Below are 14816 nucleotides of genomic sequence, written 5' to 3'. Positions count from 1 at the left end.
ATATAAATATTACTTCTTTTTTAAGTTATAAAATTAAAATATTATATAATATATTGTAAACTTTATTAGGTTTTTACTCATTACTTTCATAAAAAAGTAAATGAGTTTTTATTTTTAAAAAAGGAGAAAATTATGAAAAAAAATGCACAAAAAAAAGAATTAAAAAAATTAAAAGAAGAGAAAAAAGAATTAGAAAAAAGTTTGAATCCATTTAACAAAAATTTTAGTCTTAATAGTAAAGAAAAGATATTAAAAGAAATTGCTTTAATCAATGAAAAAATTGTTAACTTAAAACAAAAATTATTAGTAGATTATGAAGAACATTTAGATGAAATTGAAGATGAAAATCTAGAATTTAATTTTAACCTCCAACAATTAAGTAATGAAGATCAATATTTAAATGATAGTACATTTCTAATAACTAATGATGATATAAATAGTATAAATTCAGAAGAATTAATTAATATGCAATATGGTAATAAATGTTGTCCACCATGCACAATTTTTTAATCGGACTTCTCCCCACATGTACTTGTGGAGGGAACAATGAAACTGAATGAGTTCAGCAATGCTTTTCAAACTGAACAGCAATGTCTTGCATATATAGCAAATTTGAAAGAAAACAAATGTATTAGGTGTTCTAGTTTTAATTTGAATACTTCTGATTTAAAAAGAATAAGATGTTTGAAATGTAATCAAACATTTAGTATTCTCACGGGTACCATATTTTCAAGGTCACAAACATCTTTAAGATCATGATTTTACCTCATCTTTAGATGAATAAACACCAAACATGGAATTCCGTCAACTGATGTTTCAAAAGAATTGGGAGTGACCTTAAAAACAGCATGGAGAATGGGTCATAAAATTAGAACACGTATTGCAAAACAAGAACCTCAATTTATTGTTGAAGGCACAGTGCAAATTGATGAAATGTATCTTTCACATATGGCTTTTAAAAAACAAGGAAGATCCTTGAAAAATAAAATATTGATTGTTGGCATTTATGAAAAAACAACTAATAATTTAATTGTGAAAGTATTGAAAAATGCAAAGAGTAAAAGTCTTTTGAATTTTGCAAGAAGCCACATTTCTTCAAAATGTCATGTATATACTGATGATTGAAAAGGATATTGCGATTTCAAATTGGTTTTCCCAAAACATAAAACAGTTAACAATCAAGATGGTTATATTTCAAAAACTGGTGTAAATACCAATCAAATTGAATCAGTTTGAAAACATATAAGAAGAACATTTAAAACACATATCAAAGTTGCAAAACATCATGTTTATTTATATCCCAAAGAAGCTGCATATAAATTCAACAAGATACCTAGTTTTGAAATTGTAATGCTGTGTTTAATTTAAAAATGTGGGGAGAAGTCCGTAGATACGCTTTTCTCAGCATTTATGTGATAAAATTAAAAAATAGTACATAAAGGGAGAAAAGTGTTTTTAAATTTAGATATTTTTCTATAAAAATTTTAAATAATTATTAATAACAACACTTTTATTATTTATAATTTAATTTTTGAATTATAAATAATAAAATAATATATAATATAAAAACAAACTTGATCAAAGTTTTAACCCATTACTTTATTTTAAAAGTAAAGGTTTTTTTATTTTTTAAAAGAGGAGACATTAAAAAATGGATATTAATGACTTAGAAAGAGAAGTTAACTTTATAACAGATAACTATCATATTATTAATCTTTATTTACATTTTCCAATTGAAACTTATAGTAAAGATTACAATGATATTTTTGACTTTTGAGAAAATAATAAAAAAAATACTCTAAATCATTATCAATTTTTAAATCAAAAAATAAAAACTTTAGAATCTTTAAAAAAAACAGAAAATAATTTTATAAATTCAATAAATAAACTATCAAAAAAATTAAATAATAAAATAATAAATAAAATAATAAAAGTACTTACTATTGGATTATTTGTTTGAAATAAAAAAATAGAAACAAAAATAACTATTTTAACAAAAATCAAAGAAATTAAACAACAAAATTTAGTAAAAATAAACGAACTAATATTACGAATTAACAAAAAAAAATAATTAAAGATATAAATTTAGAAAGTAATTTTTCTGTAACAAATAAAAGCAAATCAAATTTATCACAAATATAAAAAAAGTAAATACTTGTTCTTAGTATTTACTTTTTTAAATTTAACCCTCATCAATAATACTTGAAGTTGGTTTAATATTATTAATAGGTGAATGAATTTTTGCTTTATGTTTATTAAAAATAAAATCATATACTTCAGAATAAAATTCAACTGAAACAATATTTAATTTTTTCTTTACTTCTTCTGGAATATCTTCTAAGTCTTTTATATTAGCTTTTGGAATTAAAATTGTTTTTAGTCCACTACGATGAGCAGAAATTGATTTTTCTTTTAATCCACCAATTGGTAATACATGACCACGAAGCGTAATTTCACCCGTCATACCAATATCTTTTGATACAGGTCTACTTGTCAGAGTAGAAATAATTGCAGTTGTTAAAGTAATACCAGCACTTGGACCATCCTTTGGCACCGCTCCTTCAGGAACATGGATGTGAATATCATATTCTGCAAAGAAAGTATCAGGAATATTGAAAGTAATAGCATTTGCTTTAATATAATCTAAAGCAATAGTAGCAGATTCTTTCATAACTTCACCTAATTTACCAGTTAATACTAAATTACCTTTTCCTTTAAAGTAGTTTACTTCAATTGGTAAGATATCACCACCATATTGAGTATAAGCAAGACCAGTTACAACTCCAATTTGTGATTCATTTTCTTTTTTAGTATAATCGAAAATTTGTTTTCCTAAATAATCTTTAACATTATCAGCAACAATTTCTTCAGTACTAATTTTTTTATTTAAAAGTTTAACAATAAATTTACGAGCAATTTTATTTAATAATCTTTCTAATTGTCGAACACCTGATTCTCTTGTATAATATTTAATTATTTCTTCAATTGAATTTGGTTTAAATTTTAACATTTTATTATTTAAAGCAGTAATTTCAATAACACGAGGAATTAAATATTTTTTTGCAATTTCAAGTTTTTCTAATTCTGTATATGAAGAAAGTTCAATAATTTCCATTCGATCTTTTAATGGCTCAGGGATACCTTCCATATAATTAGCTGTTGCTAGAAACATAACTTGTGATAAATCATAATTTTCTTCAATATAATGATCTGAAAAATTAGCATTTTGTTCAGGATCTAATACTTCTAACATAGCACTAGCTGGATCACCACGATAATCAGATGACATTTTATCAATTTCATCTAATAAAAATAATGGATTAATAACTTTAGCACGTTTCATACCTTGGATAATTCTTCCTGGCATTGCACCAATATAAGTTTTACGATGACCGCGAATTTCAGATTCATCTTTAACTCCACCAAGTGAAACTTTAACGAAAGTACGTCCCATCGCTTCAGCAATTGATTTAGCTAAAGAAGTCTTACCAACACCAGGAGGGCCAACTAAACAAATAATTTGCCCTGGCATTACCTTAGCCATTTTTTTAACAGCAAGATATTCAATAATTCTTTCTTTAACTTTTTCTAAGCCATAATGATATTTATCAAGAATTTTTTTTGCATTAATTAAATCAAATTTTTCTTTACTTTTTTGAAATCAAGGTAAAGTCATCATTCAATCAATGTATGTACGAATTATATTTGATTCACTTGAAGCTTGTGGCATATCTTCATAACGACTAATTTCTTCTTTAACACGAGTTTTGATTGCTTCAGGAAACTCTTCTGTTTCTAAGCGCTCTAAATAACGTTTCATTTCATTAGACTTACCATCAATTTCGCCTAATTCTTCTTTAATAGCACGCAATCTTTCTCGTAAATAATATTCACGTTGTTGTTCATCAATACGATCTTTAATTTTAGCTGTTAAATCCTTTTCAATGGCACCAACTTGTTTTTGACCACCAACATCTTTCAATAATAAATCTAAACGTTTATTAATATCAATTTCTTGTAAAATTTCTTGACGTTTATTGATAGTTAAAAATGGTAAAAATTGAGCCATTTTATCAATAATTTCACTAGCTTTCATTCCATCAGTGATTTGACTAATTACACCCTGTGGAATTGAACCATGAACATCTAAAATCTGTTGTAAATTATTTACAATTCTTTGGATCAACTCTTCTTCTAATGATTTTGAAACATTAGGACTAATTAAAGTTTCAGCATCTCCTGTATAAAATTTATCATCATAAAACTTAGATACTTTAACTCTTTGTTGTCCATAAAAAGATACAGTAAGTGTACCATCATTATGACTCTTTTGAATTTGCACTTTACACAAAGTACCATGATTGTAGACTTCACTTAATTGAGGATTATCTACTTTTGGATCCTTTTGCGAAAGTAAAATAATTTCTGAATTAAACTTAGCTACCGATTCATTAATTGCCGCTACTGATTTATGTCTGCCAACTTCTAGTTCTATTTCAACTGTTGGGAAAACAAAACTTCCTCTTGTTACTAGTACTGGAATATTAGTAATATTTTTTATCTTCATTGTCTCACCTCAAATAATGTATTAACTGGATTATAATATAAAACATTAGCACTTGCAATACTTAATTGCTAAAATATCTAATTTTTGATTTATACTATACTATTACAGTAGCACTTATTAATTCATATTTAATTTATACTAGTAGTATTTTATTACATTTATTTTTTTTTTGATAATTTTTACTTTTTTTTAAAAAAATAAACGATAAAATAACCTAATTATTAAATTGGTAATTAGGTTATATAATAATTATCAAATTAAATTAAGCATTTGTTGTTTGCTTTTGGTTTTTACCGTTACTTTCTCATAATAAATCAAAGGCTTTATTACGTTTTAGGGTAGTAGTAACTAAACTTAAATCTTTAATATTTTCTTTAACTTCTTCAATGCTTATTTTAAATTGGTCAGCAAATGTTGTTAATTGTTTTTGAACTTCTTCTTCAGTAATTTCTATTTTTTCTTGTTTAATAATTTCTTCAATAACTAAAAAATTCTGAAGTTGCATAATTGCATCCTTTTTTATTTCATTAATAATTTCTTCATGAGATAAACCGGTTGCTGCCATATAGTTTTCAATTGTAAAGTTTTGATTAGCTAATTGTTTTTTAAATTCATTTTCTAAACGTTCAGTTTCATTTTTAACAGCAAAATTTGGAATTATTATTTTTGAATCTTTAACAATTTTAGCAATAAGCTCTTCCATAAATTGTTCCTTAATTGTCATTGTTTTTTGTACTTCAATTTGTTTTTTAATATTTTCTAATAATTGTTCAGTAGTAGTAACATCTGGAATGTTAACATCTTTTACTAATTCTTCTAAATCTTCATTAATAACTTTTGTTTTTACTTCATTTAATTCAATTTCAAATTGTACCAATTGACCTTTTAAATTTGGAACATGATAATCTTCTGGGAAAGTAACTTCAATAGTTTTTTTAGATTTAGGTTCCATATCAATCATTCTTTCTTCAAAACCAGGAATAAATTTACCAGAACCAATTTCTAATTCCATGTTTTTAGCTTCACCACCAGGGAATTTTTTACCTTCTAAAAAACCAGTGAAATTAAAAACTGCGGTATCACCTTTTTCTAATTTTCCTTTTTCTTTTGGATTAAAAATAGCAAAACGATCTTGTAATAGTTTAATTTGAGTATCAATTTCTTCTTGATTAACAGTTGCTACAGGTTTTACTATATCAATACCACAATATTTACCAATAGTAATTTCTGCTGGTAAATCAAATACAAACATTATTTCACATTCTTTAATAGTAGATTTTTCCACATTAACTTCGGGTTGATTAGTAGGCATTAAGTTAGGTTTTTGTTTTAAGGCAAAATCATAAGCAATAGTAATAACTGCTTTAGTTGCTGTTTGTAAAGTTTGTTCTTCAGTTACATGTTTTTTAGCCATTTTAGTAGGAACTTTTCCTTTACGAAATCCAGGAATTTCTACTTGTGCAATCAATTTATTTTCAGCTTTTGCCAATTGGTCTTTTCAAGTTTTAGCATCAATGGTAACATGTCATTTTCCAACACCATTTTTTTCATCTTTTATAATATTTAATGTCATTTTCAAATCTCTCCTTATGTAATTTGTTGTTGAATCATAATACTTAAGTATTTTTTTATTAAAGTAGTAGTAGTTTTAAATTTTTTAGCACTTTCTACCAATTTTACACTAATAAACTGGAAACTACAAGCACGAATATACAAAGCAGCTGCTAGTGCTGCTGCTTGATTTTTATTAGGTAATGTTGGAAACAAATTCTCAAAATAACTATCCAATAAAAACAAGCAAATACCATAAATACCTGGATTATCAATATGAACTTCATCTTCAAATATTTTTGTAATTTTTAAATAAACGAGTGATTCTTGTCATTGTGTTATTTTTTTTGGATTAATTTTAAATGTATCATGACCTTTTATTACTTCTATTTCTTCATCAATACCTTGATTATTTAATATAAATAATAGTTGTGTTTTATTTATATTATTTATATTTTTATTTGTAAGATAAATCTTAATTGTTGGCAAAATTAACCTAGCATTATGACTTTGTAAATAATAAAATGCCACCGGATGAAGATCTTCATCAAATGGATTCATTAATACACGACTTATTCTCTCTAAATTTCACTCATGACTTTCATTTTTACTATTTAATCTAATATGAGTAGTAATATTATGATGTAACTCTTGTAATGTAATTTCATGATGAATAGGAATATAAGGCATCTCTAATTCATGTTTGACCAACTTCATTGCTTGATCTCATTTATTTTCACTAATGAGGTGGTTAATTTTACCAATAATGTCTTGATAATAATTGTCATGATTTATCATTATTTAGTTAAACCTTCTTAGTATTTTAAAAATTTAATGGCGCCCACGAGAAGATTCGAACTTCTGACCCCCGCCTTAGAAGGGCGGTGCTCTATCCACTGAGCTACGTGGGCATAACATTTACCATAAGTAATCTTAACTTGTTTGATTAAAAAATGCAATTATTAATTGGCTACTTTTCAATAAAATAATAATAATATTATATTTAATATTATTATTATTTTATTGTCTACCTTTAAGTAATAATTTTTTTCGGAATTTTACGCTTATTGGTTAACACTTAATTCTTAATAAATAATTTAATTATGATATTTTTAAATGTGATTTTTTCTTTACGGTTATTATATTTAAAACAAAATTCATTTAAATAAGATTGGAGTCATTTTTTTGAAACTCAATGAAATTGGCCGATAAAACCTCTTTTTAATATTGCTCAAAAACTTTCTATTGTATTTGTATGAATACCATTATAAGAAAAATATTTTTTGTGATTAACTTGTTCATGTGGTAAAATTTTATTCATTTTATAATATCCACGATATTCATCAGTAAAAAGAATAGAATTGTTAATATCAACATTTTCTTTAACTATTTTCATTAAATCTTCAGATTTAATACTTTTATTTTTTGCATGAAATAATTTAAAATTACCATTTCGTTCAATAATGCCAACAACACACTCTTTACTAGTTCCTCTACCACGTAATGAGTTATTTTTATTATCAACATCATTATATTTACGCGGTTTTCCACCCACATATGTTTCATCCATCTCTAATATTTTTGCTAATAATTTAATCTCATCATTAGCCATTGCCTTTCTAATTTTATGCATCATTTTTCATACAGTTGCTAAACGTAAATTTAAGTCTCTTGAAGCTTGAGATGATGATAAACTTTTTTTAGCATTAGCCATTAATACTATTAAAATAAATCACTTTTGAAGTGGTACACGTGTATGATGAAAAATAGTTTGAGCAGTTACACTAAAAGACTTATGACATTTTTTGCATTTATAACGCGACTCTTTTAAAACAGAGTTAACTTTTTCACTAAAACAAAAAAGACATTTTGGTTTGTTATTTCATCTTATTTCTTCTAAAAATTTTATACAAGATTCTTGGTTTGGAAATTTATTTATTATGTCTAAAATATTCATTTTCAATCACCTTTAATTAGATTTTATTTTACTAATATCTAATTATAGTTTTCAGAAATAATAATGTATATAAGTTATTGCCAATAAACGTAAAATTCCGTTTTTTTTTATACGCTTTTCTCAGCGTTTATGTACTATTTTTTGATTTTATCACATAAACGCTGAGAAAAGCGTATGATTTTTATAAATTTAAATTTCAAATGGAATCATTAACTCCAAATCAATTAGAATGATTTACTTCTAACCAAAAGGCAACATTTACCAAAGAACAAATACAAACATTCACAATCAAACAAAAAAAATCTTTTAATAAACCTTCTATACAAACAAGAAATCAACAATTAAATTATTTTGTTTTTATTTTTTTATAACTAAAATTTCATACTTTTTTTATAAAGAATAAGAATAAGAATTTTAATTAAGTTATAATTAAAATATGAAATTTGATTAAACATTAGAATAATGATTTAATATATTTTAATTAAAATATAGTTATTATTGTTAATTATTTAGTATTAAGAGAGGGAAAAATATATGAACCAAGATTTGCAAAAACTTTTCCATGAAATGGATTTTAATGATGTTAATAATGAATTTAATCATGCTACTATTAAAAAAGTACAATATTTTCATCATAATCAACAAGTAATAATTACCATCAACTTACCTAATTTTCTAACAACTACTACTTTAAAAAGTTTTGAACAACATTTTGAAAAATTACCTGTTTCTAATATTAGTGTTGATTTTAATGTTTCCTTTACTGCTGATGAATCAACTGTATTAACATATTTTCATTATATTAAAACTCATAAATTGCAACTATTAGCTGGCATTTATTATTCTTTACCCGACTCAGCAATTAATTATAAAAATAATATTATTACCATTACTATTCATAATAGTATTGAAGAAAAATTAATAACTAATGAATTTTTACAATTTATTAATTACTTTCAACAATATGGTTTTAAAAAAATTGAATTAAAAACTAAAATAAATAAAGCAGAGCAACCATTTATTAGTTATGAAAATGAATCTAAAGTAGAAATTAGCAAAATTACTAACAATTTAAAAACTAAAATTACTAACAATAATGTAAGTAAAAATTTTAATAACACTACTTATCGCAAAAAAGCAAAAGTTAATTTAGAAATAACATACCCAACTCATAGTATTAAAGATATCATTGGCGATGAACCCAATATTATTATTTGTGGTAAAGTTTTTAAAATTAATAAATTTTTAACTAAAACTCAAAAATGATTTTATTCATTTTGAATTACTGATTATAGTGATGCAATTACTTGCAAAGCATTTATTAATAGCGATCAACCAGATGAGAAATTTGATAATATTAAAGTTGATGATTGAATAAAAATTAATGCTAATAGTCGTTATGATAATTATAGTAAAGAACAAGTACTATGAATTGATGATTTAATTATTGATTTAAATAATAAAAATGCTAACAATAACGATGATGTTAAAACTAAAAGAATTGAATTTCATACTCATACTAAAATGAGTGCTATGGATGGTATTACTTCACCAAGTGATTATATCAATCAAGTAGCGAAATGAGGACACCAAGCAATTGGTTTTACTGATCACTTAAATGTACAAGCATACCCAGATATTGCTAATGCTGCTAAAAAACATCCAAACTTAAAAGTAATGTATGGTGTTGAAATGGATTTAATCCCCAATAATATTAGTATTACTAAAAATAATATTAATACATCATTATTAGATTTAGAATACATTGTTCTTGACTTAGAAACAACTGGTTTATCAACGAATTACCACGAAATTATTGAATTTGGTTATACAATTGTTAAAGACAATATGATTTTAAAACAAGATACAATTTTAATTAAACCAAATAATCCCGTACCTGAACATATTACTGAACTTACTAGTATTACCAATGTTATGCTAAAAGATAAACAAACATTACAACAAATATTGCCAACAATTATTGAAATAATTGGTAATAAAACGATAGTTGCTCATAATGCTAACTTTGACTTTGGTTTTTTACAATCAGCAATGAAACAATTAGGTTTCATTGCTTTAAATAATCCTGTCATCGATACTTTGCAATTATCTAGAGCAATTCTACCACAACTAAAATATTATCGATTAGGTACTATTTGTCGTACTTATGGCATTAAATATGATGATGAAATTGCCCACCGTGCTAATTATGATGCTAATGTATTAGCACAAGTATTTTTAAAAATGTTGCAACAATTAAAAACAGAATTTAATTGTATTAATTTACAAGAAATTAATAACTTAATTAATGAACAAATTAATTATAAACTTCGTGGTGAACATATTACTGTTTTTGCAAAAAATCAATTAGGTTTAAAAGATTTATATCAATTAGTTTCACTATCTCATACAAAATATTTTTATAAAACACCAAAAATCATAACAGAAGCAATTAATGAAAATAGAAAAGAATTATTAATTGGTAGTAGTTGTATAAATGGTGCTGTTTTTGAAACAGCATTAAATAAAAGTGAAGAAGAACTAATTAAAGTAATGAAATGATTTGATTTTATTGAAATCCAACCACCTGCTGTTTATAATCACTTAATACAGTTAGGAAATATTACTAAAGAACAATTACATGATACTATTAAAAAAATTATTAATAATGCTCTTAAATTAAATAAATTAGTAATTGCTACTAGCGATGCTCACTACTTACATCGCCATGAAAAAATGTATCGTGATGTTATTATTAATAGTAAAGCAATTGGTGGTTTATTGCACCCATTATTTGATCGTAAAGGTAAAGTTACATCATATCCTGATCAACATTTAAGAACTACTAATCAAATGTTAACAGAATTTAACTTTTTAGATGACCCTAATTTAATTAATGATATTGTTATTAATAATCCTTTGCAATTAGCTAAACAATTTGAAATGATTAAACCAATTAAAGATGGCTTATTTACACCAAGTATTGTTAATGTTGATACTAAATTACGTAATCTTTGTTATGAACAAGCATGAAATCGTTATGGCAATCCATTACCAACATATGTAGAAAAACGTTTAACTCGCGAATTAGATGCAATTATTACTCATGGTTTTGCTGTTGTTTATTGAATTGCACACAAATTAGTAGAAAAATCTTTACAAGATGGTTATCTTGTTGGTAGTCGTGGCTCAGTTGGTTCATCTTTAGTAGCTACTTTTGCTAACATTACTGAGGTTAACCCACTACAACCACATTATTTATGTCCGCAATGTAAAACTAGTGAATTTATTAGTAATGGTTCTTATAAATGTGGTTATGACTTACCAAAAAAAACGTGTTCACAATGCAATATTGATTTAATTACTGATGGTCATGATATTCCTTTTGAAACATTTTTAGGATTTGATGGTGATAAAACACCTGATATTGATTTAAACTTTTCTGGTGAATATCAAAATAAAGCTCATGATTTTACTAAAGAAATGTTTGGTGAAGAAAATGTTTTTCGTGCTGGAACAATTTCAACAATTGCCAATAAAACAGCTTATGGTTATGTTAAAGCTTATGCAGAAAAAATTGGTCAATCAGATATGCGTGCAGCAAAACTAGAGTTACTAAGTCAAGGATGTGTTGGTATTAAAAGAACAACTGGTCAACATCCCGGGGGTATTATTGTTGTACCAAAAGAATATAATATTAATGATTTTACACCAATTAATTTTCCAGCCGATGATACTAGTTCTACATGAAAAACTACACACTTTGATTTTAATGCTATTCATGATAATTTATTAAAATTAGATATTCTGGGTCACGTTGATCCAACAGCATTAAAAATGTTAGAAAATTTAACTGGTATTGATCCAAAAACTATTCCTAATCAAGATGAAAAAGTTTTATCATTATTTTCTAATTTAAGTGCCTTAAATATTACTAGTGATGATTTACTTGGTGAAAAAACAGGGGCAATTGGTATCCCTGAATTTGGTACTGGTTTTGTTCGTAAAATGTTAAGTGATACATTACCTACTTCATTTTCTGAATTAGTACAAATATCTGGTTTATCACATGGTACTGATGTTTGATTAAATAATGCTGATGAATTAATTTCACAACAAGGTTTAAAACTAAAAGATGTAATTGGTTGTCGTGATGATATTATGACTTATTTAGTATATCAAGTCTTACCAGCAAAAATTGCCTTTAACATTATGGAAGATGTCCGTAAAGGAAAAGGCATTAAACAAGAATATGAAAAGTTAATGCAAGAAAAGAAAGTTCCTAATTGATACATTCAATCTTGCAAAAAAATTAAATATATGTTTCCTAAAGCACACGCTACTGCTTATGTATTAATGGCATGAAGAGTGGCTTGATTTAAAGTTTATTATCCACATGAATATTATGCTACTTATTTTACAACAAGATGTGAAATTTTTGATATTAAAACTATGTTGCAAGGTATTGGTGCTATTACTAATAAATTAAAAGATATTAATAACAGATTAAGGAAAAATGATGGTCAAAAAAATACAGTTACTACTAAAGAAAAAGATTTAATCCCATTATTAGAAGTAGCATTAGAAATGAATGCTAGAAATATTAAATTTAGCAATATTAGTTTAGAACATTCTGATGCTAAACTTTTTCAAGTTAAAGTAATAAATGGTGAAAAACAAATTTTACCACCATTTATTACTTTGGACGGATTGGGTGAAATTGTGGCTAATTCAATTGTTAAAGCAAGGAATGAACAAGCAATTACTTCAAAAAATGATTTACAACTACGAACTAATATTACTAAAACTAATTATCAACTATTAAATGAGTTAGGAGTATTAGAACATTTAGAAGAAAATACACAATTAATATTAGAATTATAATACAAAGAAAAAAGAAAAGATGTGGAATTATTATGTATAAATTAAGTAACAAAGCCAACTTTTATATACGTTTATCTGCATTAATAATGATAATTTTATTTTTAATTATTGATTTAATTAGTGCAATATATTATCCATTGGAAAAGTTTGAAGATTTAGGATATGGTGAACGAGTAAGTAACTACTATGCCTTTTTCACTACTGAAAGTAATTATATGGTTGTTATTTATTTTTGTGTTTATTTATTTGACTCTTATTTTCGTGGTACTAAACCAAGTTTTCAAACTCGATTAGCAGTAACTGTTTATATTACTATTACGATGTTAGTATTTTGAATAGGAATTTTTACTGCTGAACAAGATCCAAAACAATACAGTGCTTATAATTGAATTGCAACATTAATTTTACACTTATTAATGCCAATAATTATGATTACTAGTTTTATTGTTACATCAGGTCATCAATATATTAATATGAAACAACAACATAAAATATATTTATGATTAATTGTTATTTATCCAGCAATTTATTGTATTGTTATTTTAATTAGAGGTCATTTACGTTATTTAGATTTTATAGAAACTGGTCATCCACCAAGAGATACATGATATCCATATTTTTTCTTTGATTATTCAAATGGAGAATATGGATGATTAATCGCTGCTAGCGCTGTTGTTTTTGTTTTTGGTTTAGTGTTCAGTTTACAATATTTTTATATATGAATTAATAACTTAATGTTCAAACGTTATCAAACTTCTGAACATCGTTTATATGATTTTTATCAAAAAATATTACGTAAACTTAATAAAAAAAAAGCAAAATTAAAAAGAAAAGAAAAAAATAAAAATTTAAAACATATCTTATATTCCTTACAAGATAAATATTATTGATTTAATTAAATAAAAAAGAAAAGTTAGGTGATTGTAATTGAAAATTAACTTTAAAACAATGTTAAAACATGCACAAATTAACAAATACACAATCCCAAGTTTTAACTTTGATAATTTAGAAATGTTAATTGCAATTACTAATGCAGCCGAAAAACAAAAAGCACCAATATGTTTAATGATAACACCCAACACTATTAATTGTATTGATTTAAAATATGTACTTGCTATTACTAACAATGTTATTAATCGTGCAAAAGTACCAATTTTATTACAACTAGACCACTGTCTTGATCCACACTTTATTAAAACTAAAATTACATCTGATTTTAGTTCAGTTATGCTAAATTACAGTAACTATCCAATTAAAGAAAATATTGAAAAAACTAAAGATATTGTCCACTTTGCCGCTCCTTTGGGTATTAGTGTTGAATCAGAGATTTTTTATAATAATACAAAAGGAGATATTACTAATGATATTAATTTAATTGAACAAGCAATATTATTTAGAAATAAAACTAATATTAATGGTCTTGTATTTACTGCTATCAATAGTCATCATCAAGATAATAGACAAGATTTAAAAATTTCTCTAATTAAAGAAATTGCTATTAAAATGCCTGAAATTTTTTTAGTATTACATGATAATGTTACTATTAATGATGAACAATTAACTCTAGCAATTAAAGCCGGTATTACTAAAGTTAATATTAGTAGTGATTTAAGAAAGATTTATGTTGAAAGTCTAAAAAAAAGTTTGCAAACTAACTCTAATTTATCCAATATTAATACTTTAACAGAAAATGCAATGATAGCTATTCAAAAATTTGTTGAAGAAAAAATAATTCTCTTAGGAGCAAATAATCGATATAAATTTTAATTTTTATATTTATAGATTTTATTTCAAAATAAAATAAAAAGTGAACAATATTGTTCACTTAAAATAGTTACTATTTTATTTTTTTAAAAT

10 protein-coding genes and 1 tRNA gene are annotated in these 14816 nt (G+C 24.8%); 6 read left to right on the top strand and 5 right to left on the bottom strand.

Annotation, left to right across the window (positions count from 1 at the left end; translation table 4 throughout):
- Positions 1–132 precede the first annotated feature (132 nt).
- From AAHM85_RS01670 to AAHM85_RS01660, 3 genes are all read left to right on the top strand, one after another.
- Entirely contained in the window at positions 133–510 is a 378-nt protein-coding gene (locus tag AAHM85_RS01670) for a hypothetical protein (protein WP_342260746.1), read from the top strand.
- Positions 511–534: 24 nt separating this feature from the next.
- Positions 535–1368 carry an IS1595 family transposase gene (locus AAHM85_RS01665; protein ID WP_342260745.1) on the top strand — a complete coding sequence of 278 codons (834 nt, stop codon included), beginning with the start codon at positions 535–537 and terminating at the stop codon, positions 1366–1368.
- A 283-nt stretch (positions 1369–1651) separates the two neighbouring features.
- Entirely contained in the window at positions 1652–2071 is a 420-nt protein-coding gene (locus AAHM85_RS01660) for a hypothetical protein (protein ID WP_342260744.1), read from the top strand.
- Between the two features lie 111 nt (positions 2072–2182).
- Here AAHM85_RS01660 and lon read toward each other — a convergent pair whose 3' ends face one another.
- From lon to AAHM85_RS01635, 5 genes are all read right to left on the bottom strand, one after another.
- The gene (gene lon / locus AAHM85_RS01655) at positions 2183–4567 is read right to left on the bottom strand and encodes an endopeptidase La (RefSeq protein ID WP_342260743.1); all 2385 of its coding nucleotides are present in this window, start codon (positions 4565–4567) and stop codon (positions 2183–2185) included.
- Positions 4568–4829: 262 nt separating this feature from the next.
- Positions 4830–6140 carry a trigger factor gene (gene tig / locus AAHM85_RS01650; RefSeq protein ID WP_342260742.1) on the bottom strand — a complete coding sequence of 437 codons (1311 nt, stop codon included), beginning with the start codon at positions 6138–6140 and terminating at the stop codon, positions 4830–4832.
- 14 nt (positions 6141–6154) lie between these two features.
- Entirely contained in the window at positions 6155–6916 is a 762-nt protein-coding gene (locus tag AAHM85_RS01645; protein WP_252319707.1) for a DUF3196 family protein, read from the bottom strand.
- Between the two features lie 37 nt (positions 6917–6953).
- Positions 6954–7029: transfer RNA gene (locus AAHM85_RS01640), tRNA-Arg, on the bottom strand.
- Positions 7030–7196: 167 nt separating this feature from the next.
- Complete coding sequence (locus tag AAHM85_RS01635) at positions 7197–8075, bottom strand: IS1595 family transposase (RefSeq protein WP_342260741.1); 879 nt, start codon at positions 8073–8075, stop codon at positions 7197–7199.
- 534 nt (positions 8076–8609) lie between these two features.
- Here AAHM85_RS01635 and AAHM85_RS01630 point away from each other — a divergent pair.
- The 3 genes from AAHM85_RS01630 to AAHM85_RS01620 all read left to right on the top strand — a co-directional run bounded on the left by AAHM85_RS01630 (position 8610) and on the right by AAHM85_RS01620 (position 14726).
- Positions 8610–12959 (top strand): PolC-type DNA polymerase III, encoded by a 4350-nt coding sequence (locus AAHM85_RS01630; protein ID WP_342260740.1) that lies wholly within the window; start codon positions 8610–8612, stop codon positions 12957–12959.
- 86 nt (positions 12960–13045) lie between these two features.
- Entirely contained in the window at positions 13046–13858 is an 813-nt protein-coding gene (locus AAHM85_RS01625) for a Pr6Pr family membrane protein (RefSeq protein WP_342260739.1), read from the top strand.
- A 28-nt stretch (positions 13859–13886) separates the two neighbouring features.
- On the top strand, positions 13887–14726 hold the full coding sequence (locus AAHM85_RS01620) for a class II fructose-bisphosphate aldolase (RefSeq protein ID WP_342260738.1): 840 nt from the start codon (positions 13887–13889) through the stop codon (positions 14724–14726).
- Positions 14727–14816 lie beyond the last annotated feature (90 nt).

The organism is Spiroplasma endosymbiont of Notiophilus biguttatus, from assembly GCF_964030985.1.
GTDB lineage: Bacteria > Bacillota_I > Bacilli_A > Mycoplasmatales > VBWQ01 > Spiroplasma_E > Spiroplasma_E ixodetis_A.
This window is presented reverse-complemented; position numbering and strand designations above follow the sequence as displayed.